This is a genomic window from Streptomyces chlorus (assembly GCF_042655885.1).
Taxonomy (GTDB): Bacteria; Actinomycetota; Actinomycetes; order Streptomycetales; family Streptomycetaceae; genus Streptomyces; species Streptomyces chlorus.
The window spans coordinates 56430-79122 of record NZ_JBHSOA010000070.1 but is presented as its reverse complement, the minus strand read 5'-3'; the positions used below and the strand labels follow the sequence as shown (position 1 = coordinate 79122).

The following is a 22693-nucleotide window of genomic DNA, read 5'->3' as shown; positions in this document are numbered from 1 at the left end:
CGTGCCGGGACCGGTAGGCTGGTCACATGTCCGAACCGACCGGTGCCGCCCGCCGACGCGGGCCCTTCAAGGTCGGGGACCAGGTACAGCTGACCGACCCCAAGGGCCGCCACTACACGTTCACGCTCGAGGCCGGGAAGAACTTCCACACGCACAAGGGTTCCTTCCCCCACGACGAGCTGATCGGCGCACCCGAGGGCAGCGTTGTCCGCACCACCGGGAACGTCGCCTACCTCGCGCTGCGCCCCCTGCTCCCCGACTACGTCCTGTCCATGCCCCGCGGGGCAGCCGTCGTCTACCCGAAGGACGCGGGGCAGATCCTCGCCTTCGCCGACATCTTCCCCGGCGCCCGCGTGGTGGAGGCCGGTGTCGGCTCCGGCTCGCTCAGCAGCTTCCTGCTGCGCGCCATCGGCGACCAGGGCATGCTGCACAGCTACGAACGCCGCGAGGACTTCGCCGAGATCGCCCAGGCCAACGTGGAGCGCTACTTCGGCGGCCCGCACCCCGCCTGGCAGCTGACCGTCGGCGACCTCCAGGACAACCTGTCCGACACCGAGGTCGACCGCGTCATCCTCGACATGCTCGCCCCCTGGGAATGCCTGGAAGCAGTCTCCAAGGCACTCGTCCCCGGCGGCATCCTCTGCTGCTACGTGGCGACCACCACCCAGCTCGCCCGGACCGTCGAGTCCATCCGGGAGATCGGCTCCTTCAACGAGCCGACCGCCTGGGAATCGATGATCCGCAACTGGCACATCGAAGGTCTCGCCGTCCGCCCGGACCACCGGATGATCGGCCACACCGGCTTCCTGCTCACCGCCCGCCGGCTCGCCGACGGCGTGGAACCCCCCATGCGTCGCCGCCGCCCGGCCAAGGGCGCCTACGGCGATGACTACTCGGGACCCAACGCCGACGCGGGCACCGCACGCTGACGCGACCCGCCACCACGACAACGCGCGAGCGCCGTGGCGCAGTTCCCCACCCGCACCGGGAACTGGGCCACGGCGCTCTCGTGTTGACGCGACGGGAGGGGACGCGACGGGAGGGGACGGGACCGACCACTGCACCACAACCGCACACCCCGCCGTTCCCCCGCACTGTGACGTGTGGCACGATGCTGGCCACCCCACCGGCACAGCTCTCACAGGAGACGCTCCTCGTGCAGTCATCCGCCGTTCCGGAGCTCGCGCACACGCACACCCGCCCGATCCACTGGGTCGCCACCGCCACGGCCGTCGCAGGTGTGGTGGCGCTCTCCTCCCTGACGCAGCCCGGAGCCGCGACGGCGGCCCAGACGCCCGCCCTGGAGACGAAGAGCGCCCCGGCGCACATGACACCCCCCGACCCGGCGGCCGTCGAGTTCCCGCTCGAGTGCGGTCCGGTGGACGTGGTGGTCAAGAAGCAAGCGGCCGGTGACCTGGACGGCGACGGCCGGCCCGAGACGGTGGCGGCCGTCCATTGCGACGCCTCCATGGGCACCCCGCCCGACGGCGTGTACGTGCTGACCCAGGCTGCCGGGGCCGACACGCCCCGCTTGGTGGCCACCCTCGTCGACCCCAAGGATCGCACCAACGTCGACGACTTCGCCGTGCGCGACGGCGAGATCACCGCGGCGCTTCTCGGCTACTCGTCCGCCGACGTGCCCCGTTGCTGCCCCGACGTGCGCAAGAGCGTGAAGTGGCACTGGGACAACGGGGTGTTCGTCCAGTCCGAGCCCTCCGGCGCCCGGAGCGTGTGAACCCGGCGGAGGCGCAACTCGGGTCACACGCCCCGGCACGCTCCCACGTGCGCGCTACCGGAGCGCCGGAAAGTGGGTGAGGAAAAGTGGGTGAGGAAGCGGACAGCGGTGACGAGCGGTGCCGAACCGATTACCCGGCGTCCGGCCCGTACACCTCCACGCCGTCCACCACGCGACGCACATGGATGCACTCACCCGGGCACTCCTTCGCGGAATCGACCACGTCCGTGAGGATCGGCAGCGGCACGCGCGTCGTCGCCCCCGTGGCCTGCAACAACTCGTCGTCCGAGCCCTTCACGTACGCCAGTCCATCGATGTCCAGCTCGAACACCTCGGGCGCGTACTGCGCGCAGATGCCGTCGCCGGTACACAGGTCCTGGTCGATCCAGACCTCCAGGGCCTCGCCCTCGACTCCGGCCTCCTGCTGCACGCTCATCTCTCCTGCCGTCTCCCCGTGTCCCGGTCTCCCGCGTCGAACCGAATGGGAATCCGGCCAGCTCCGACGGGTGTTGAACACGTTGACCCTACCTTCGCCGGGGTTCCCGTCACCCTTGGTGGGTATTCCCCTGGCGTGAGGGAGAGCGCAAGGGTGAAGATCGGACACACCTCGACCGTCTTTGTGATCTAGGGGTTTCAATCGACACCCGCCCAGGTAGGGTCTGGAAGCGTCCAGCTCCCCTTGGAGGAGGTGAGGACCGTGGCAGCCCACGACGACGACATGAACCGCGGCATCCGCCCGGGACGCGGGTCCGAGGACCCGGCCGGGCAGATTGCCTACCTTGAGCAGGAGATCGCCGTCCTGCGCCGCAAGCTCGCCGACTCTCCGCGACACACGAGGATTCTCGAAGAGCGGATCGTCGAGCTGCAGACCAACCTGGCCGGCGTGTCCGCCCAGAACGAACGACTCGCCGGCACGCTCCGCGAGGCCCGCGACCAGATCGTGGCCCTCAAGGAGGAGGTCGACCGGCTCGCGCAGCCCCCGGCCGGCTTCGGAGTCTTCCTCCTGGCGAACGAGGACGGCACCGCCGACATCTTCACCGGCGGCAGAAAACTCCGGGTGAACGTGAGTCCCGGCGTCGACCTCGACGAGCTCCGGCGTGGCCAGGAAGTGATGCTCAACGAAGCGCTCAACGTGGTCGAGGCCATGGAGTTCGAGCGCGTCGGAGACATCGTCACCCTCAAGGAGATCCTCGAGGACGGAGAACGGGCACTCGTCCTCGGTCACACCGACGAGGAACGGGTGGTCCGGCTCGCCGAGCCCCTGCTGGGCATCACCATCCGCCCCGGCGACGCGCTCCTGCTCGAACCCCGCTCCGGGTACGTCTACGAGGTCGTCCCCAAGAGCGAGGTCGAGGAGCTCGTCCTCGAAGAAGTCCCCGACATCGGCTACGAGCAGATCGGTGGCCTCGGCAACCAGATCGAAGCCATCCGTGACGCCGTCGAGCTGCCCTACCTCCACCCGGACCTGTTCAAGGAGCACGAACTGCGTCCGCCCAAGGGTGTCCTGCTCTACGGGCCTCCCGGATGCGGCAAGACGCTCATCGCCAAGGCCGTCGCCAACTCGCTGGCCAAGAAGGTCGCCGAAGTGTCCGGTCAGGCCGCCGGCAAGAGCTTCTTCCTCAACATCAAGGGCCCCGAGCTCCTCAACAAGTACGTCGGCGAGACCGAGCGGCAGATCCGCCTCGTCTTCCAACGGGCCCGCGAGAAGGCCAGCGAGGGCACCCCCGTCATCGTCTTCTTCGACGAGATGGAATCCCTCTTCCGCACCCGCGGCTCCGGCGTCAGCTCCGACGTGGAGAACACGATCGTCCCGCAGCTCCTCGCCGAGATCGACGGCGTGGAGGGCCTGCAGAACGTGGTCGTGATCGGTGCCTCCAACCGTGAGGACATGATCGACCCCGCCATCCTGCGGCCCGGCCGGCTCGACGTGAAGATCAAGATCGAACGTCCGGACGCCGAGGCGGCCAAGGACATCTTCGGCAAGTACCTCACCGCGCGCCTCCCGCTGCACGGCGACGACCTCGCCGAACACGGCAGCGACCGGAACATGACGGTCCAGAGCATGATCCAGAGCGCCGTGGAACACATGTACGCCGAAACCGAGGAAAACCGCTTCCTGGAAGTCACCTACGCCAACGGAGACAAGGAAGTCCTCTACTTCAAGGACTTCAACTCCGGCGCCATGATCGAGAACATCGTCGGCCGCGCCAAGAAAATGGCGATCAAGGACTTCCTCGAAAAGAGCCAGAAGGGCCTCCGCGTCTCCCACCTGCTCCAGGCCTGCGTGGACGAATTCAAGGAGAACGAGGACCTCCCCAACACCACCAACCCCGACGACTGGGCCCGGATCTCCGGCAAGAAGGGCGAGCGGATCGTTTACATCCGTACCCTCATCACCGGAAAGCAGGGCTCGGACACCGGACGTTCCATCGACACGGTGGCGAACACCGGTCAGTACCTGTAAAACGCAGGGTGGCTGCGGGTGCCCTCGGTGGGTACCCGCAGCCGACTGTTTTCCCCAGTCGCGTCCGGAACACAGCAATGACGCAAATGATCTCCCCACCAGTGCAAAGGCGTTCTAGGCTCTTCGGTACCGCCGAGTCGCACAGCGCGGGGACGGGCACCGCACACGCACCGGAGCGCCAGCGGTACTTGAGCGGCGCCCCCGACCGGGGACGCCGCCGAGCAAGGAGGGCCGCATGACCGTACGGCGAGTAATGGGCATCGAGACGGAGTACGGGATCTCAGTCCCCGGCCACCCCAACGCCAATGCCATGCTCACCTCGTCCCAGATCGTGAACGCCTACGCGGCGGCGATGCACCGGGCCCGCCGGGCCCGCTGGGACTTCGAGGAGGAGAACCCGCTGCGGGACGCGCGAGGCTTCGACCTCGCCCGCGAGGCCGCCGACTCCAGCCAGCTCACTGACGAGGACATCGGCCTCGCCAACGTCATCCTCACCAATGGCGCGCGACTCTACGTCGACCACGCACACCCCGAATACAGCGCCCCCGAGGTCACCAATCCCCGCGACGCCGTCCTCTGGGACAAGGCCGGCGAGCGGATCATGGCCGAGGCCGCGGAACGGGCCGCCGCGCTCCCGGGCGCGCAGCCCATCCACCTGTACAAGAACAACACCGACAACAAGGGCGCCTCCTACGGCACCCACGAGAACTACCTGATGAAGCGGGAGACGCCCTTCTCGGACATCGTCCGCCACCTCACCCCGTTCTTCGTCTCGCGCCAGGTCTTCACCGGCGCAGGACGCGTCGGCATCGGCCAGGACGGCCACGAGCACGGCTTCCAGCTCAGCCAGCGCGCGGACTATTTCGAGGTCGAGGTCGGTCTCGAGACCACACTGAAGCGCCCCATCATCAACACCCGCGACGAACCGCACGCCGACGCCGAGAAGCACCGCCGGCTCCATGTGATCATCGGCGACGCGAACCTGTCCGAGATCTCGACCTACCTGAAGCTCGGCACGACCGCGCTCGTCCTGTCGATGATCGAGGACGGCTTCATCGCCGTGGACCTCGCGGTCGACCAGCCCGTACGGACCCTGCACCAGGTCTCGCACGACCCCACCCTGAAGCGGCTGGTCACGCTCCGCAGCGGCCGGACACTCACCGCCGTCCAGCTCCAGATGGAGTACTACGAACTCGCTCGCAAGTACGTCGAGGAACGGTACGGAGCCGACGCCGACGACCAGACCAAGGACGTCCTGGCCCGCTGGGAGGACACACTCAACCGCCTGGAGAACGACCCCATGAGCCTGGCAGGCGAGCTGGACTGGGTCGCCAAGCGGCAGGTCATGGAGGGCTACCGGCGCAGGGACGGTCTGGGCTGGGATGCCGCCCGGCTGCACCTCGTCGACCTCCAGTACGCCGACGTACGGCCCGACAAGGGGCTCTACAACCGTCTCGTCGCCCGCGGCAGCATCAAGCGGCTGCTGGACGAGACAGAGGTCGAGCGGGCCCGGACGAAGCCGCCGGAGGACACCCGCGCCTACTTCCGCGGACGCTGCCTGGAGCAGTACGCGGACGACGTCGCGGCGGCCTCCTGGGACTCGGTGATCTTCGACCTGCCGGGCCGGGACTCGCTCCAGCGGGTCCCAACCCTGGAACCGCTTCGCGGAACGCGTAATCATGTCAAAGAACTGCTGGACCGCTGCCGAACGGCAGAAGACCTGGTCAGGGTGTTGTCGGGCAACTGAGTCGGCGCACACGACCGGCCCGCCGGACAGGGTGGAAAGTCCGGCGGAAGGGAATCATCGAGGTGGCCGCCGTACGTTGTAGGAACTGCGGGGCCCATGTCGGACCCTGCTTGTAGGGTCTGATACAAGAACGTCGAACCGAGCGGGGTGAGGGTTATGGCGACCAAGGACACCGGCGGCGGACAGCAGAAGGCGACGCGCTCCACCGAGGAGGTCGAGGAGGCGCCCGAGGCGCAGGCATCCGAAGACCTCAAGGAGCGTCAGGAGCAGCTGAGCGACGACGTGGACGACGTCCTCGACGAAATCGATGATGTGCTCGAGGCCAATGCAGAGGATTTCGTGCGCTCATTCGTGCAAAAGGGTGGGCAGTAAAGGGTTCCGGGTCACTGTGCCTTTGAAGTGAAGGTTACGGGGGGTGGCTGCAGAGGCGCCCGAGAAGCAGTGCACGGGCTGTGAACGGGAGTTGCCTCTCGCAGCTTTCGCGCGGGACAGGAATCGGCGTGATGGCCTTCAGATGCGGTGCCGGGAGTGCGTGGCGGAGTGCAGTGCCGCGCACTCCCCGCGCCGCGGGAGGTCATCGGGAAGACCGTGCGCGAGAAGGTGGACGTCCCGGCTGGACCCAAGCTCTGCCGGACGTGCGACGAGATCAAACCGCACAGCGAGTGGCATATCGTCATGCGACCGCGTCCGACGGTCTCTCGACGCACTGCAAGGCGTGCAGGGCGGCCCAGGGGCGGCAAACCATCTGAAGCGTCAGTACGGCATCACCGAAGCCGAGCGCGACGAGCCGATCGCCTCGCAAGGAGACGCCTGCTGCATATGTTTGTCTGCTCCGGCCGCACATGTGGATCACTGCCACAAGACGGGTAGGGTCCGTGGCGTACTGTGCTTCAGCTGCAATGCCGCGCTGGGGCAGTTCAAGGACCGGCCCGATGCCATAAGGCGGGCTGCCGCTTACGTGGAAGGAATCGCGTGGAAGCCAACACTCGTAGCACCGGGCGTCTACCGGCTGCCTTCCTGACTCCTGGATCGTCGTCCTTCATGGACTTCCTGTCGGAGCATCAGCCGGAGATGCTCCCGGGGAAGCGGCAACTGCCGCCCACCCAGGGCGTGATCGAGGTGCCGCACGGGACCACGATCGTCGCCGTGAGCTTCCCCGGTGGTGTCGTGCTCGCCGGTGACCGCCGGGCCACCATGGGCAATGTCATCGCCCAGCGGGACATCGAGAAGGTGTTCCCCGCGGACGAGTACTCGGCGGTGGGCATCGCCGGCACGGCGGGGCTCGCCGTGGAGATGGTGAAGCTGTTCCAGCTGGAGCTGGAGCACTTCGAGAAGGTCGAGGGCGCGCAGCTGTCCCTGGAGGGCAAGGCGAACCGGCTGTCGACCATGATCCGGTCCAACCTCGGGATGGCGATGCAGGGCCTGGCCGTGGTCCCGCTGTTCGCGGGGTACGACGTGGACCGGGAGAAGGGCCGGATCTTCTCCTACGACGTCACGGGCGGGCGTTCGGAGGAGCAGGGGTACGCGGCCACCGGTTCCGGGTCGGTCTTCGCGCGCAGTGCCATGAAGAAGCTCTTCCGGGGCGGTCTGAGCGAGTCCGAGGCGACCACCCTGGTGGTGCAGGCCCTGTATGACGCCGCGGACGACGACTCGGCGACCGGCGGTCCCGATGTCGCCCGCCGGATCTACCCGATCGTCACAGTGATCACCGAGGACGGCTTCCGCCGGCTCACCGAGGACGAGACGTCCGAGATCGCCCGGTCGGTGCTGGAGCGGCGGCTGGAGCAGCCGGACGGTCCGCGCGCCGCGCTGCTGTAGGGCGCGCGGTTCGTTGATGACGGTCCTCCACTCAGCCTCCATCCAGTGACTTCGACAGAAAGGGACGGTTGACCCGTGTCGACGCCGTTCTATGTCTCACCCCAGCAGGCGATGGCCGACCGGGCGGAGTACGCCCGCAAAGGGATCGCGCGCGGCCGCAGCCTCGTCGTGCTGCAGTACGCCGACGGCATCGTGTTCGTCGGCGAGAACCCGTCCCGTGCACTGCACAAGTTCAGCGAGATCTACGACCGGATCGGCTTCGCCGCCGCCGGCAAGTACAACGAGTACGAGAACCTGCGGATCGGTGGCGTGCGCTACGCCGATCTGCGGGGTTACACCTATGACCGGGACGACGTGACCGCCCGGGGCCTGGCGAACGTGTACGCACAGACCCTGGGCACGATTTTCTCGAGTGCGGCGGAGAAGCCGTACGAGGTGGAGCTGGTGGTGGCCGAGGTCGGCGAGACCCCGGAGGGCGACCAGATCTACCGGCTGCCGCACGACGGTTCCATCGTCGACGAGCACGGCTCGGTGGCGGTGGGGGGCAACGCGGAGCAGATCAGCGGCTATCTGGACCAGCGTCACCGGGACGGCATGACGCTGGCCCAGGCGCTCGCGCTGGCGGTGCAGTCGCTGTCGCGGGACACCAACGGCAGTGAGCGGGAGATTCCCGCGGAGCGGCTGGAAGTGGCCGTGCTGGACCGTACGCGGCCGCAGAAGCGCAAGTTCAAGCGCATCACCGGACGGCAGCTGGCGCGGCTGCTCGCGGCCGACGGCGCGGAGACGGCGTCCGAGGCGGAGGCCGATGTGGAGGCGGAGGACGAGGCCGGAGGGGCCTCCGGGAGCACGTCCGAGGGCGAGGAGTAGATCCGGCCCCGCCCGGCTCGCTCGGGTGAGGTGGCGGGCCCGAGCAGCCCGGTGGGGTGTGCGTCCGTGCCGCGGGCGGACACCCCCGTCCCGTTACCGGACCTGCTGTGCGCGGCCGGTGTTTCCGGGGTGCCGAGGAGTACCCGGGAGCGCCCGCGAGTACTCAGGGGCGGGTGGCGGGCGGGGCCGTCGATCCCCGGATCACCAGGTGGACGGGGATGTCGCCGGCCTCGGGGGTGCGGTTGTCGAGGACCGCGAGGAGGGCCTGCATGCCGCGTTCGCCGAAGAGCTCCGCGTCGAGGCGGACCGTGGTGAGTTCCGGGTCGAGGGCCGTGGCCAGGGCCAGGTCGTCGAGGCCGGTGACGGAGAGGTCGTCGGGGACACGCAGGCCGAGTCGGCGGGCTGCCTTGTAGGCGCCGGCCGCGAGCTTGTCGTCGTCGCAGACGACGGCGGTGGGGCGGCCGGGGGCGGCCAGGGCGGCATGGGCGGCGGTGACGGCGCCCTGGATGGAGATGGGCGACCGGGTGGTGCGCAGGGTCGTGCCGGGGACCGCGGCCAGCTGGGCCGCCAGTTCGCGGGCGCGTACGTCGAAGGTCCAGGAGGGGATGTCCGCTGCCAGGTGGAGGACGTCGCGGTGGCCCAGGTCCAGGAGGTGGCGGGCGATCCGGCGGACACCGTCGGCGATGTCGAGGTTGACCGTCGCGGCGCCCAGGGTGCTCCGGGGGTCGCTGTCGAGCATGACCAGGGGGAGCTGGTCGCCGCGGATCGCGGTGAGGGCGTCCGCGGCCATGGAGGAGGCGATGACGCCGTCGAGGGCGGCCTGCGCGGAGGCGAAGGGGTTGCGGGCGGGGCCGATGCCCTCGGGGGAGGGGTAGAGGACGACGCCGAAGCCGTGCTGGGCGGCGACGCGCGCGGCGCCGGTGTAGACGCCGGCGAAGAACTCGGTGGTGAGGGCGGGGACGACCAGGAGCACCGTGCGGGTGTGGCCGAGGCGCAGATTGCGGGCGGCCAGGTTCGGGCGGTAGCCGAGGGTGTGCGCCGCCTCGCGTACGCGCTGTGCCGTGGTTTCCGAGACGCGGCCGCGCCATTTGTCGCCCATGACGAGGGAGACGGCGGCCTGGGAGACGCCGGCTGCCTGCGCGACGTCCCGGCTGGTGGGGCGGGTCTGGGCTCGGGCCACCGTGGGACCGCTCCTTCGACTGGACTCCGTCTGGACTGGCGAACAGCGGACATGGTACGTATGGAGAACAAGGTTATACGTACAACGTCGGGGTTCCGAGGAGCACCGGCGGGGGAGTGGAGGACGCCGCATGGCCACGGGATACCTGGAGATCCTCCGGGTGCGGCACGCGACCCGGCTGCTGGTGGGCACGCTGGTGGGCCGGCTGCCCAACGGGACCGCGGCCATCGCGATCGTGCTGTTCGTCCGCGCGGAGGGCGGTTCGTACAGTCTGGCCGGCGCCCTGGCGGCGGTGTACGGCGTGGCCAACGCGGTCGGGCAGCCGGTGCTGGGGCGGCTCGTGGACCTGCGGGGCCAGCCGCGGGTCCAGTTGCCGGCCGCGGTGCTGTCGGCGCTGGCGATGGCGGTCTTCGCGTTCGTGGGGATCGATCCGCGGGCTGCGGCGTATGCGGCGGTGGCCGCCGCGGGGCTGTTCACGCCGCCGCTGGAGGGCGGGCTGCGGGCCCTGTGGTCCTCGGTGCTGCACCGCGAGGAGCAGGTGCACCGGGCGTACGCGATGGACGCGGTGGCGCAGGAGGTGATGTTCACCGTAGGGCCGCTGCTCGTGACGGTGTGCGTGTCGGTGTGGTCGCCCCAGGTCGCCCTGCTGGTGCTGAACGGGCTGGGGGTGCTGGGCGCGCTGTCCGTGGTGGTGTCGGCGCCTTCGCGCGCGTGGCGGTCGGCGCCGCGCGAGGCGCACTGGCTGGGTGCGCTGCGCTCGCCGGGACTGCTGGCGCTGCTGGGCGCCTTCCTGTTCGTCGGCATCGCGCTGGGGTCCATCACGGTGGCCTCGGTGCCCTACGGGGACGAACACGGCGGCGGTCATGTGTACGGCTGGCTGATGGCGGGCCTGGGGCTCGGCGCGCTCGTCGGCGGCATGGCGTACGGGGCGCGGCAGTGGGCGGGTGAGCCGGCGCGGCGACTGCAGGTGCTGGTGGCCTTCCTGGCGGTGTGTTACCTGCCGCTGACACTGATGCCCGGGCCGGGGGCGATGACCCTGCTCGCGGTGGTCGCCGGCGTGTTCCTGGCCCCGGCGATCGCATGTGCCTTCGTGCTGGTGGACCGGCACGCACCGGCCGGGACGGTCACGGAGGCGTTCTCGTGGCTGGTGACGACGTTCACCGTGGGCGCTTCGGTGGGAACGGGCCTGGCCGGGCCGGTGGTCGAGGCGGGCGGCGCGCAGGGGGGCTTCGCGATACCGGCTGTCGCGGGTGGCGTGGCTTTGCTGGTTTTGATGTGCACCGGAAGGGTATTGGCGGTTCCCGCAGGCGGGTCCGTAGTTGCGGCCGGTTCGGAAAATGATCCGAACCGTGCCGTCGAACCCCGTTTGGGTTCGGGGGATCGGGCGTAATGTTCAGTCATGGACCGCCGCATTTTCGGGCTGGAGAACGAGTACGGCGTCACGTGCACGTTCAGGGGACAGCGTCGCCTGTCTCCTGACGAGGTGGCGCGGTACCTCTTCCGCCGTGTCGTGTCATGGGGCCGCAGCAGCAACGTCTTTCTGCGCAACGGCGCCCGCCTTTATCTCGACGTGGGTTCGCATCCGGAATACGCCACACCCGAATGCGACAACCTGACCGAGTTGGTCACCCACGACAAGGCTGGGGAGCGCATTCTCGAAGGACTCCTGGTGGACGCCGAACGACGCCTGCACGAGGAAGGAATCGCGGGCGACGTCTACCTGTTCAAGAACAACACCGACTCGGCGGGTAACTCGTACGGGTGTCACGAGAACTTTCTGGTGGCCCGGCACGGGGAGTTCTCACGACTCGCGGACATCCTCATCCCGTTCCTGGTGACCCGCCAGCTGCTGTGCGGCGCCGGGAAGGTGCTGCAGACGCCGCGTGGCGCGGTGTACTGCGTCAGCCAGCGGGCCGAGCACATCTGGGAGGGCGTTTCCTCGGCGACGACCCGGTCCCGGCCGATCATCAACACGCGTGACGAACCGCACGCGGACGCCGAGCGGTACCGCCGGCTCCATGTCATCGTCGGCGACTCGAACATGTCCGAGACGACCATGCTGCTGAAGGTCGGTGCCACCGATCTGGTGCTGCGCATGATCGAGGCGGGCACGGTGATGCGTGACCTCACGCTGGAGAACCCGATCCGGGCGATCCGTGAGGTGAGCCACGACCTCACGGGCCGCCGCAAGGTCCGCCTGGCGAGCGGCCGTGAGGCCTCCGCCCTGGAGGTGCAGCGTGAGTACTACGAGAAGGCGGTGGACTTCTGCGAGCGCCGCGGCATCCGCACCGGCACGGTCGAGCAGGTGCTCGAGCTGTGGGGCCGCACGCTGGACGCGATCGAGGCCGAGGACCTCGACCGTATCGGCACCGAGATCGACTGGGTGATGAAGTACAAGCTCATCGAGCGGTACCGGGCCAAGCACAACATGACCATGTCGCATCCACGGGTCGCGCAGATAGACCTCGCCTACCACGACATCCACCGCCGTCGTGGGCTGTACTACCTGCTGGAGAAGAAGGGGCAGGCCGCCCGGATCTGCAACGATATGAAGATCTTCGAGGGCAAGTCCGTTCCGCCGCAGACCACCCGGGCGCGGCTGCGCGGTGACTTCATCCGCCGGGCGCAGGAGCAGCGGCGGGACTTCACCGTCGACTGGGTGCACCTCAAGCTCAACGACCAGGCGCAGCGGACGGTGTTGTGCAAGGACCCGTTCCGCTCGGTGGACGAGCGGGTGGAGAAGCTGATCGCCGGTATGTGAGATGCGTTGTCCCGCGGTTCTCCCGAACCGCGGAACGCCACACGGGCGCCGTACGTTACTCAGTGCGGCGCCCTTCTCACGCCGTAGAGTTGCTCGGACGCCACCGACAAGATCGATGATTACGAGGCCCCCACCGTGCGCCGACGCTCACTTCTCATTGCCGTACCCGCTGGACTGGCCACTCTCGCCGCGTGCGGCGACGGCGGGTCCGATTCGAGCAAGACCAGCGAGAGCGCCTCGCCGGCCGCGCCGGACGCGTCGGCCGCGCCTCCGCCGAAGATCGTCGACGGCCCGCTGCCGGCGATCACCGCGGGCGTGAAGTTCGGTGAGAAGCCCACCGTTGCCAAGGGCAGCGGTGACCCGTCCAAGGACCTCGCGGTGAAGACCGTCATCGCGGGCGGCGGCAGGGCCATCGCCGAGAACGACTTCGTGGTGGCCCACTACCTGGGCCAGGTGTGGAGCACCGCGAAGGTGTTCGACAACTCCTACGACCGCAAGGCCCCGCTGGCGATCCAGCTGGCCCAGGGCAGCGTCATCGACGGCTGGCGGTACGGGCTGACGGGGAAGAAGGCCGGCAGCCGGGTCCAGATGGCGATCCCGCCCACCTGGGGTTACGGCACGCAGGGCAATGAGCAGGCGGGCATCAAGGGCACCGACACACTGGTGTTCGTGGTGGACGTGCAGGACACATTCAACGCGAAGAGCTCTGCCAAGGGCAGCGAGGTCGCCCAGGACACCATCGATCTGCCCAAGGTCGGCACGAACACGGACGGCAAGGCGCCCTCCATCGAGGTGCCCGACGCGGCCCCCTCGAAGAAGCTCGTGTCGAGCTACATCATCGAGGGCGATGGCGAGGAGGTCACCGCCGACAGCAGTGTGCTCGTGCAGTACAAGGGCGTGCTGTGGGACGGCGGCAAGGAGTTCGACTCGACGTACGGGCGGGGGCAGCTGACCTCGTTCTCGCTGCAGCAGGTCGTCAAGGGCTGGGCGCAGGGGCTGACCGGCAAGAAGGTCGGCAGCCGGGTCCTCATCGTCATCCCGCCGGAGCTGGGGTACGGCGACACGCCGCCGGAGGGCAGCGACATCAAGAAGGACTCCACGCTGGTCTTCTCGGTCGACATCCTCGCGAAGTTGTGACCGCGCGTGATGTAAGACTGTGTCTGTTCGCCTTTCCGTAAACAAGCAGGAGCGTTAGACGTGAGCATCGACAAGCCCGAGATCGACTTCCCGGGTGGCGAGCCCCCGGCGGACCTCGAGATCAAGGACATCTGGGAGGGCGACGGAGAGGTGGCGCAGGCGGGTCAGACCGTCAACGTCCACTACGTCGGTGTCGCCTTCAGCACGGGTGAGGAGTTCGACGCCAGCTGGAACCGGGGCACCCCCTTCCGCTTCCCGCTGGGCGGCGGCCGGGTCATCAAGGGCTGGGACCAGGGCGTGCAGGGCATGAAGGTCGGCGGCCGTCGCCAGCTGACCATCCCCGCGCACCTGGCCTACGGCAACCAGAGCCCGACTCCGGCGATCAAGCCCGGCGAGACGCTGATCTTCGTGGTCGACCTGCTCGGGGTCTGATCACTCGCCGGTCGCCGACCGGTCGCCCGTGCGGACGTCGGGTCGGGTTGCGACCGGAGTCGATCACTTGGGGTCCATGCCTGTCCGGGCGTGGACCCTCGGCTTTTGCCGCGCCACCACGGGGCGGTACGGTCATCGGACTGAGCAGCATGAGGAGGCGAAGGGCGTCGATGGCCATTGCCAAGGCCGAGCGGCTGATGAACCTGGCGCTGTGCCTGCTGGGCACGCGGCGGCCACTGAGCAAGCGTGAGCTGCGCGAGTCCGTCGAGGCCTATCTCGAGGCGGCCTCGGACGACGCCTTCAATCGCATGTTCGAGCGGGACAAGGATGATCTGCGCGAACTCGGGCTCGTCATCGAGACCGTGGAGAACCTCGACGGCGAGGTCGGTTACCTGGCCCGGCGGGACAGCAACCGCCTGCCTCCCATCACCCTCGACGCCGAGGAGGCAGCCGCACTGGGCCTGGCGGCCAAGGTGTGGCAGCAGGCCAGACTGGCCGGCGCGGCCAGCGGCGCCCTGCAGAAACTGCGTGCGGCGGGACTGCCCGAGGACGTCGATCCCTACGGGTTCCACAGCGCGCTCGAGCCCCGCATCCCCGTGCACGAGGCCGCCTTCGAACCGCTGATGCTGGCCTGCCGCGACCGCCGCCCCGTCGTCTTCGACTACCGCAAGGCCAACGCCGCGCAGCCCGAACCGCGCAACGTCGAGCCGTGGGCGCTGGAGTGCTGGCGCGGTCACTGGTACCTGGCGGGCTGGGACCGCGACCGGGGCGCCGAGCGGGTCTTCAGGCTGTCCCGGATCACCGGCAAGGTGCGCTCGCGCGGCAGCCGGTACACCGCTCCGGTGCCGGACGTCGTCACGGTCCGCGAGACGGTCGCGAGCTGGGCGGGGGAGAGCGCCGACCGCTCCGCGCGGATCCGACTGCGCACCGACGCGGGGTACCCCCTTCGGGTGAAAGCCACCTCGGTGCGGGAACTCGGCGGGGGCTGGGAAGAGTTGGAGATTCCGTACGGGCACGGCCTGGACGCCTGGCTGGTGGAGTTCGGAGCGGACGTGGTGGTCCTGGAGCCCGCCGAGCTGCGGGCCGGCGTGGTGGACCGGCTGCGCGCCGTGGCCAAGGGCTGAGGGGGACGGAAAAGGACGTGGCAGGCAAACCGGTGAGGCCAGTGAACGCCATCGACCAGACCCGCAGGATGCTCTCCCTGGTCACGTATCTGAGGGAGCGTCCGGGCGCCCGGATCGAGGACGTGGCGCGCGCCTTCGGCATCACCGAGGACGAGCTGGTCTCGGACCTCGACGTGCTGCCCATGTGCGGCACGAGTTTCCGCGGCGGCGACCTGCTGGACATCGACACCGACGGGGAGCGCATCTGGTGGCACAATCCGGCCGCGCTCGGGGCGGAGGCCGCCGAGCCGCTCCGCCTCGCCGCGGACGAAGCCACCGCCCTGCTCGTCGCCGCGCGTGCCGTGGCCACCCTGCCCGGGCTGCGCGAGAGCGACCGGCAGGCGCTGCTGCGGGCCACCGCCAAGGTGGAGACCGCGGCCGGTGAGGCGGCGGGCGCCAGTGCCCGGCTGTCGGTGACCTTCGAGTCCGAGGGCGGTGTCTTCGCGGACGTCGACCGGGCCATCGCCGAGCGCCGCAGACTGTGGATCCGCTACTACTCGCCCGCCCGTGACGAGCTCAGCGAGCGCGAGATCGACCCCATCCGCCTGGTCAGCGTCGGGCACACCTACGTGGAGGCCTGGTGCCGCCGCTCCGAGGCGCGCCGCACGTTCCGGCTCGACCGGGTCGCCGAGATCAAGATCCTCGACGAGCCGTCCGCGCCGCCCGAGGTCGAACTGCGAGACCTGTCGGAAGGGCTGGTGCAGCCGGCGGCGGAGGATCCGGAGGTCGTGGTCGAGGTCGGGCCGGGCGGTCGCTGGGTCGCCGAGTACTACCCGCACGACAGCGCGGATGAGCTGCCCGACGGCGGGCTGCGTATCACCTTGCGGACACCCGACCCGGCGTCGCTCAAGCGGCTGGCGCTGCGGCTCGGGCGGGACGGCCGGATCGTCGCGCCGGACGACCTCGCGGACAGCGCCCGGCGGGCGGCCCGCGAGGCGCTGGCGGCGTACGACGGCGCCGGGGCGGCCGGATGAGCGGGCCGCACACGGTGTGCGCGGTCCGGGGCGGGCTGGACGACAGGCAGGAGCGAGGACTGTGAGCGAGTCGGCGACCCCTGGAGTACGGGGCATGACGGTGACGTCCGCGTTCTCCGGTATGAGGAGCGTGGCGCCGGTCGTGTTCCGGGCGGGCTGCCCGGACTGCAGGAGGCGTTTCGAGCTGGGCGCGAGCGCGCTGCGACTGGTCATAGGTGCCAGCAGGCGCACCACCTTCTACTCGTTCACCTGCCCCGCGTGCGAGGCGGCGGTCCGTAAGCCGGCGGGGGAGCGGGTCGTCGAACTCCTCACCGGCGGCGGGGTCAGCACCCTGCGGCTGCACTCGACGGCGTAGCGGACCCCGACGGCCGCGGTCCCCTTCCCGGGCGCCGGGCGTCCCGTGCAGGCGGGGACCGTCTAGGCTCCCCTTATGTTCTGGGCGATGTTCGCGATTGCTGTGGGGTTCCTGGGGCTCGTGGTGCTCGGGGTGTTCGCCGTACGGGTCTTCGTCGAGGCGGAGCGGCTCGGCAGACAGGTCACGGACTCGGCGCGGCGCATCAGCCGGGCCGCGGAGGACCTGGAGCGGGCGGCGGCCGGCGCGGCCCGCTCCGCGGAAGCCCTCTGACCCGGACCCGGGACGCCGCCGGGAGCCGCACGCCCTGTCGAGTTGCCGACCCGGGCGGGTACGCTGCTCACCGCGGCCCGGAGAACGAGGCCCGGACCGTGGACGGGAGTACGCACGGGGATTGCCCTACGTTCACCCCTGAGCGTTACGATCGCTGACAACGCGGTCATCGCTCGCGTGTCCGACGTGTGTCCGAACGGTCGGACAGGGCAGCACCCCCACCTCAGCAGCCTCGATGAGAAGGTAAAGACTTATGTTCGGTGGCAAGATCGGCACTTCCGAGATCATTCTCATCCTCGTCGTCATCATCCTGCTGTTCGGCGCGAAGAAGCTTCCGGACATGGCGCGGTCGCTCGGCAAGTCCGCCCGCATCCTCAAGAGCGAGGCCAAGGCGATGAAGGAGGAAAAGGACAAGTCCTCCGCCCCCGCCGACCCTCCGGCCCCCGGCGACGAGTCCCCGGCGCAGCGCACCATCCAGGCCGCCCCCGGCGACGTGACCAGCTCCCGCCCGGTCACGGAGCCGACGGACACGACCAAGCGCTGACGCAGGGCCGGACGCGGTCCGGTCCGCCGCACGAGATGGGAACGTGGGTTGCCCAAGTCTGCCCGCAAGCAGGAGAGGGATCCCGAGGGACGGATGCCCCTCGCGGAGCACCTTCGTGAGCTCCGCAACCGGCTCGCGAAAGCGCTGCTGGCCATCGTCCTGGTGACGATCGGCGCGGCCTTCTTCTATAACGAGATCATCAACCTCTTCACCGACCCGGTGCTCAAGTCGGTCGGCTGCGGCTATTCCTTCGAGGAACTCGCCGCCTCGACACGCGGCGAGGACCCCTGCGCGCAGATCACCATCAACGGCCTGATCACGCCGTTCACCCTGGCGCTGAAGGTCTCGCTGATGGCCGGTGTCGTGCTGGCCTCGCCGGTCTGGCTGTACCAGCTGTGGTCGTTCGTCGCTCCCGGCCTGCACGGGCACGAGAAGAAGTACGCCTACGCGTTCGTCGCCACGGGCTTCCCGCTCTTCCTCGGCGGCGCCTACTTCGCCTACCGGGTGCTGCCGACGACGGCGAAGGTGCTCATCGATTTCACGCCGGCCGGCGTCGACAACCTGCTGCCGCTGGACGATCTGCTCGACCTCGTCACGCGCATGGTGATCGTCTTCGGGCTCTCCTTCGAGCTGCCGCTGCTGCTGATCATGCTCAACTTCACCGGAGCGCTGACCGGCAAGCGGATGCTCGGCTGGTGGCGCGGCATGATCATGGGCATCACGCTGTTCGCGGCCCTGGCCACGCCGAGCACCGACCCGCTGACCATGATGGCCCTCGCCGGACCGATCTGGATCCTGTACTTCGCTGCCGTCGGCGTCTCCCTGTTCAACGACCGGCGCAGACGCCGTCTGGAGGCCGCGGGCCCCGCTGACGACGAGGCCTCCGACCTGGACCTCACCCCCGAGGACATCGGCGAGACCGAACCCGTGTCGGCCAGGAGTGCCCTGCCCGAGCAGGCGGGCACGGACCGGGTCAACGGTTATGACGACGTGACCTGAACACCGGGCCAAAGCTCGTAGGGTCACGGGGTGACCAGCGAGATCACCCTCTTCGTCAACCCCACCGCGGGACGCGGCCGGGGCGCCCGGGCGGCGCTGCCGGCCGCGTCCGCGTTGCGCGCGGCCGGTTTCTCGGTGCGCACCGTGCTCGGCGAGGACGCCGCGGACGCGCTCGCCCGCGCGCGCGATGCCGTGGAGGAGGGCACCGGCGCCCTGGTCGCCGTCGGCGGCGACGGGATGGTGAACCTGGCACTGCAGGCCGTCGTCGGCACCGGCACCCCGCTCGGCCTGATCGCCGCCGGCACCGGTAACGACTTCGCCCGCTCGCTCGGCATGCCGCTGAAGGAACCGGCCGCCGCCGGCCGGATGATCGCCGACGCCCTCAAGTGCGGGCGGGTGCGTGACATCGACCTCGGGCGGGCCGGTGACCGCTGGTTCGGCACCGTCCTCGCCTCCGGCTTCGACTCCCGGGTCAACGACCGCGGCAACCGGATGCGGCTGCCCGCGGGGCGCTTCAAGTACGACCTCGCCATGGTTGCCGAACTCGGGGCCCTGCGCCCGATCCCGTACCGGATCACCCTCGACGACGGCGACGTCCGCGAGGTCGAGGCGACGCTGGTCGCCGTCGGCAACGGGGCGTCGTACGGCGGCGGCATGCGGATCTGCCCGGGGGCCGACCTCACCGACGGACTGTTCGATGTCACGGTGGTCGGCGACTGCGGCCGGGCCACACTGCTGCGGATCTTCCCCACCGTGTACCGCGGAACGCACGTCGACCGGCCCGAGGTGAGCGTGTTCCGGGCGTCGCGGGTGGAGCTGGCCGCCGAGGAGGTCACCGGGTACGCGGACGGGGAACCGCTCGGACCACTGCCGCTGACCGCGAGCTGTGTGCGCGGCGCGGTACGGGTCGTGGGCCCCTGAGCCGGGCGGAACCGCCCCTGAGCCGGGCGGAACCGCCCCTGAGCCGGGCGGAACCGCCCCTGAGCTGGGCGGACCGAGGGCCGGCGGGTGTGGATCCGGATAATGATCGTCCTGTTGTCGGTGCGGCCCGGTACGCTCGAAAGCACGATGACAGAGGATCTTTCACCGGCCGAGCGGTACGCGGCAGCACGCAGGCGCGCTGCCGAGCAGGCCACCGCACTCGCCTCCTTCCGCGAGATGTACGACTTCGGCCTCGACCCCTTCCAGATCGAGGCCTGCCAGGCGCTCGAAGCGGGGAAGGGCGTGCTGGTGGCCGCGCCCACCGGCTCGGGCAAGACGATCGTCGGCGAGTTCGCCGTCCACCTCGCCCTCCAGCAGGGCAAGAAGTGCTTCTACACGACGCCCATCAAGGCGCTGTCGAACCAGAAGTACGCCGACCTGTGCCGCCGTTACGGCGCCGACAAGGTCGGCCTGCTCACCGGTGACAACAGCGTCAACTCCGGTGCCCCCGTGGTCGTGATGACCACCGAGGTGCTGCGGAACATGCTGTACGCGGGCTCGCAGACGCTCCTCGGCCTCGGCTACGTGGTCATGGACGAGGTGCACTACCTCTCCGACCGCTTCCGGGGTGCCGTCTGGGAGGAAGTGATCATCCACCTCCCCGAGTCGGTGACCCTGGTCTCCCTCTCGGCGACGGTGTCGAACGCGGAGGAGTTCGGCGACTGGCTGGACACCGTCCGCGGCCACACCGAGGTCATCGTCTCCGAGCACCGGCCCGTGCCGTTGTTCCAGCACGTACTCGCCGGGCGCCGGATCTACGACCTGTTCGAGGAGGGCGAGGGCCAGAAGAAGGCCGTCAACCCCGACCTCACGCGGATGGCCCGGATGGAGGCGACCCGCCCGTCGTGGGGCGACCGGCGCCGCGGCCGGAACATGCGCGAGGCGGACCGGGAGCGGGAGCGCAGACAGCGCACGCGGGTCTGGACACCGGGCCGGCCCGAGGTGATCGAGCGGCTCGACGCCCAGGGCCTGCTGCCCGCCATCACCTTCATCTTCAGCCGCGCCGCCTGCGAGGCCGCCGTCCAGCAGTGCCTGTACGCGGGGCTGCGGCTCAACGACGACCAGGCGCGGGAGCAGGTCCGCTCCCTCGTCGAGGAGCGCACCGCCTCCATCCCCACCGAGGACCTGCACGTCCTCGGCTACTACGAGTGGCTGGAGGGCCTGGAGTGCGGCATCGCGGCCCACCACGCGGGCATGCTGCCGACGTTCAAGGAGGTCGTCGAGGAGCTGTTCGTCCGCGGCCTGGTCAAGGCGGTCTTCGCGACCGAGACCCTCGCCCTGGGCATCAACATGCCCGCCCGCTCGGTGGTGCTGGAGAAGCTCGTCAAGTGGAACGGCGAGCAGCACGCCGACATCACCCCCGGCGAGTACACCCAGCTGACCGGCCGGGCCGGCCGGCGCGGCATCGATGTCGAGGGCCACGCGGTCGTGCTGTGGCAGCGCGGCATGAACCCCGAGCACCTCGCGGGGCTGGCCGGCACCCGCACCTATCCGCTGCGCTCCAGTTTCAGGCCGTCGTACAACATGGCGGTCAACCTGGTCGAGCAGTTCGGCCGGCACCGCTCGCGCGAGCTGCTGGAGACGTCGTTCGCCCAGTTCCAGGCGGACCGTTCGGTGGTCGGGATCTCGCGGCAGGTGCAGCGAAACGAGGAAGGCCTCGAGGGCTACCAGGCCTCCATGACCTGCCACCTCGGCGACTTCGAGGAGTACGCGCGGCTGCGCCGCGATCTGAAGGACCGGGAGACGGAGCTGGTCCGCCAGGGCGCGGCGCAGCGGCACGCGGAGGCGGCCGTCGCCCTGGAGAAGCTCAAGCCCGGCGACATCATCCACGTACCCGCCGGCAAGTACACCGGGCTGGCCCTGGTCCTCGACCCGGGGCTGCCCGCGGGCCGTGCGGGCGGGCAGCGCGGCGTCGAGTACCACGACGGGCCGCGCCCCCTGGTGCTGACCGCGGAACGGCAGGTCAAGCGGCTGGTGTCGATCGACTTTCCGGTGCCCGTCGAGGCGCTGGACCGGATGCGGATCCCGAAGTCGTTCAACGCGCGCTCGCCGCAGTCCCGCCGCGACCTGGCTTCCGCACTGCGTACCAAGGCCGGGCACATCGAGCCGGAGCGGCACCGCAAGCGGCGCTCCCAGGCGGCCGACGACCGGGAGATCGACCGGCTGCGCAAGGCGATCCGGGCGCACCCGTGCCACGGCTGCGACGACCGCGAGGACCATGCCCGCTGGGCCGAGCGCTACCACCGGCTGCGGCGGGACACCAAGCAGCTGGAGCGGCGCATCGAGGGCCGGACGAACACCATCGCCCGCACCTTCGACCGTATCGTCGCCCTGCTGACCGAACTGGACTACCTGCGCGGCGACGAGGTCACCGCACACGGCAAGCGGCTCGCCCGGCTGTACGGCGAACTCGACCTGCTGGCCAGCGAATGCCTGCGCGAGGGCGTCTGGGAGCAGCTGGGCCCGGCCGAACTCGCCGCCTGTGTCTCGGCGCTGGTGTACGAGGCCCGGGTCAGCGACGACGCGGCGGCGCCCAAGGTGCCCTCCGGCAAGGCGAAGGCCGCGCTCGGCGAGATGGTCCGTATCTGGGGGCGGCTGGACGCCCTGGAGGAGGACTTCCGGATCACCCAGACCGAGGGCGTGGGCCAGCGTGAACCCGACCTCGGCTTCGCCTGGGCGGCCTACCTGTGGGCGTCCGGCAAGGGCCTCGACGAGGTGCTGCGCGAGGTGGAGATGCCGGCGGGGGACTTCGTGCGCTGGTGCAAGCAGGTCATCGACGTGCTCGGCCAGATCTCGGCCGCGGCACCGGCGGTGGAGGGCTCCACGGTCGCGAAGAATGCCCGCAAGGCGGTGGACGGACTGCTGCGCGGAGTGGTGGCCTACTCCTCAGTGGGCTGACCGCCCCGGTGGCTCGCGCCGTCCCGCCCACCCCACCTCGCCAACAGGGCCGGCCGACGGGTCCGGCCCGGCCGGTTCACAGTGAAGCCCGGCGCGCTCCGTGCGCGCCGGGCTTCGGCGTCCGCCGCGCCCCCGCCGGGCCAGGGCCTCTCGTGTGGATCATGCCGGGCTCGCGGGGTCCGGCCTGATCCACATGAAAGACCCTGGGACCGGATGGTTCCGCGGCCGTCGGCGGCGTTCTTCACCCTGCGCGGTGAGTGATTTTCGTATACCCGCATGTCATTACAGTGAGTGTTCGGACAGTGTCTCGGCGTGCAAATGGGCCCGAGCGTACTCCTGTCCCAGGGGTCATTTCCGGCACTTGCCGA

At 69.8% G+C, this 22693-nt stretch carries 21 protein-coding genes and 1 pseudogene; 20 read left to right on the top strand and 2 right to left on the bottom strand.

Annotation, left to right across the window (positions count from 1 at the left end):
• Positions 1–26 precede the first annotated feature (26 nt).
• Both ACFPZI_RS28515 and ACFPZI_RS28510 read left to right on the top strand, forming a co-directional pair.
• A complete protein-coding gene (locus ACFPZI_RS28515; protein ID WP_381368806.1) occupies positions 27–929 on the top strand; it encodes a tRNA (adenine-N1)-methyltransferase in 903 nt (300 codons plus the stop codon).
• Positions 930–1156: 227 nt separating this feature from the next.
• Positions 1157–1735, top strand: coding sequence for a hypothetical protein (locus tag ACFPZI_RS28510; protein ID WP_381368803.1), 579 nt, complete (start codon positions 1157–1159; stop codon positions 1733–1735).
• Between the two features lie 130 nt (positions 1736–1865).
• Here ACFPZI_RS28510 and ACFPZI_RS28505 read toward each other — a convergent pair whose 3' ends face one another.
• On the bottom strand, positions 1866–2171 hold the full coding sequence (locus ACFPZI_RS28505) for a ferredoxin (RefSeq protein WP_381368800.1): 306 nt from the start codon (positions 2169–2171) through the stop codon (positions 1866–1868).
• 261 nt (positions 2172–2432) lie between these two features.
• On the opposite strand from ACFPZI_RS28505, the gene arc reads away from it, so the two are divergent.
• The 6 genes and pseudogenes from arc (at position 2433) to prcA (ending at position 8631) form a co-directional block, all read left to right on the top strand.
• The gene (gene arc / locus ACFPZI_RS28500) at positions 2433–4199 is read left to right on the top strand and encodes a proteasome ATPase (protein ID WP_381368797.1); all 1767 of its coding nucleotides are present in this window, start codon (positions 2433–2435) and stop codon (positions 4197–4199) included.
• Between the two features lie 235 nt (positions 4200–4434).
• Positions 4435–5946 (top strand): depupylase/deamidase Dop, encoded by a 1512-nt coding sequence (gene dop, locus ACFPZI_RS28495; RefSeq protein ID WP_381368794.1) that lies wholly within the window; start codon positions 4435–4437, stop codon positions 5944–5946.
• Between the two features lie 156 nt (positions 5947–6102).
• On the top strand, positions 6103–6318 hold the full coding sequence (locus ACFPZI_RS28490; protein ID WP_055571807.1) for a ubiquitin-like protein Pup: 216 nt from the start codon (positions 6103–6105) through the stop codon (positions 6316–6318).
• 43 nt (positions 6319–6361) lie between these two features.
• Positions 6362–6967: pseudogene (locus tag ACFPZI_RS28485) on the top strand (endonuclease VII domain-containing protein).
• The gene (gene prcB, locus ACFPZI_RS28480; protein ID WP_381368791.1) at positions 6919–7764 is read left to right on the top strand and encodes a proteasome subunit beta; all 846 of its coding nucleotides are present in this window, start codon (positions 6919–6921) and stop codon (positions 7762–7764) included. The pseudogene ACFPZI_RS28485 and the gene prcB overlap by 49 nt, the downstream one beginning before the upstream one ends.
• Before the next feature lie 75 nt (positions 7765–7839).
• Positions 7840–8631 carry a proteasome subunit alpha gene (gene prcA / locus ACFPZI_RS28475; RefSeq protein WP_381368788.1) on the top strand — a complete coding sequence of 264 codons (792 nt, stop codon included), beginning with the start codon at positions 7840–7842 and terminating at the stop codon, positions 8629–8631.
• Between the two features lie 163 nt (positions 8632–8794).
• Here the strand turns inward: prcA and ACFPZI_RS28470 are convergent, their stop codons facing one another.
• Positions 8795–9811: a LacI family DNA-binding transcriptional regulator gene (locus tag ACFPZI_RS28470; RefSeq protein WP_381368785.1), complete on the bottom strand. Its 1017-nt coding sequence runs from the start codon at positions 9809–9811 to the stop codon at positions 8795–8797.
• 130 nt (positions 9812–9941) lie between these two features.
• Here ACFPZI_RS28470 and ACFPZI_RS28465 point away from each other — a divergent pair, with 130 nt between their 5' ends.
• From ACFPZI_RS28465 to ACFPZI_RS28410, 12 genes are all read left to right on the top strand, one after another.
• Entirely contained in the window at positions 9942–11201 is a 1260-nt protein-coding gene (locus ACFPZI_RS28465; protein WP_381368782.1) for an MFS transporter, read from the top strand.
• A gap of 9 nt (positions 11202–11210) precedes the next feature.
• Positions 11211–12572 (top strand): Pup--protein ligase, encoded by a 1362-nt coding sequence (pafA, locus tag ACFPZI_RS28460; RefSeq protein ID WP_381368779.1) that lies wholly within the window; start codon positions 11211–11213, stop codon positions 12570–12572.
• A gap of 135 nt (positions 12573–12707) precedes the next feature.
• Positions 12708–13709, top strand: coding sequence for an FKBP-type peptidyl-prolyl cis-trans isomerase (locus ACFPZI_RS28455; RefSeq protein WP_381368776.1), 1002 nt, complete (start codon positions 12708–12710; stop codon positions 13707–13709).
• A 60-nt stretch (positions 13710–13769) separates the two neighbouring features.
• Positions 13770–14141, top strand: a complete 372-nt coding sequence (locus ACFPZI_RS28450; protein WP_360033895.1) for an FKBP-type peptidyl-prolyl cis-trans isomerase — start codon at positions 13770–13772, stop codon at positions 14139–14141.
• A gap of 170 nt (positions 14142–14311) precedes the next feature.
• Positions 14312–15265, top strand: a complete 954-nt coding sequence (locus tag ACFPZI_RS28445; RefSeq protein ID WP_381368773.1) for a helix-turn-helix transcriptional regulator — start codon at positions 14312–14314, stop codon at positions 15263–15265.
• Positions 15266–15282: 17 nt separating this feature from the next.
• The gene (locus ACFPZI_RS28440; protein ID WP_381368770.1) at positions 15283–16278 is read left to right on the top strand and encodes a helix-turn-helix transcriptional regulator; all 996 of its coding nucleotides are present in this window, start codon (positions 15283–15285) and stop codon (positions 16276–16278) included.
• A 61-nt stretch (positions 16279–16339) separates the two neighbouring features.
• Positions 16340–16633 carry a hypothetical protein gene (locus ACFPZI_RS28435; RefSeq protein ID WP_381368767.1) on the top strand — a complete coding sequence of 98 codons (294 nt, stop codon included), beginning with the start codon at positions 16340–16342 and terminating at the stop codon, positions 16631–16633.
• 75 nt (positions 16634–16708) lie between these two features.
• Positions 16709–16903 carry a hypothetical protein gene (locus tag ACFPZI_RS28430; RefSeq protein WP_381368765.1) on the top strand — a complete coding sequence of 65 codons (195 nt, stop codon included), beginning with the start codon at positions 16709–16711 and terminating at the stop codon, positions 16901–16903.
• A 253-nt stretch (positions 16904–17156) separates the two neighbouring features.
• Positions 17157–17447 (top strand): Sec-independent protein translocase subunit TatA, encoded by a 291-nt coding sequence (gene tatA / locus ACFPZI_RS28425; protein ID WP_381368762.1) that lies wholly within the window; start codon positions 17157–17159, stop codon positions 17445–17447.
• A gap of 48 nt (positions 17448–17495) precedes the next feature.
• Complete coding sequence (gene tatC, locus ACFPZI_RS28420; RefSeq protein ID WP_381368757.1) at positions 17496–18446, top strand: twin-arginine translocase subunit TatC; 951 nt, start codon at positions 17496–17498, stop codon at positions 18444–18446.
• 30 nt (positions 18447–18476) lie between these two features.
• Positions 18477–19367 (top strand): diacylglycerol kinase, encoded by an 891-nt coding sequence (locus ACFPZI_RS28415; RefSeq protein WP_381368754.1) that lies wholly within the window; start codon positions 18477–18479, stop codon positions 19365–19367.
• A 102-nt stretch (positions 19368–19469) separates the two neighbouring features.
• The gene (locus ACFPZI_RS28410; protein WP_381368751.1) at positions 19470–22325 is read left to right on the top strand and encodes a DEAD/DEAH box helicase; all 2856 of its coding nucleotides are present in this window, start codon (positions 19470–19472) and stop codon (positions 22323–22325) included.
• Positions 22326–22693: the final 368 nt, after the last annotated feature.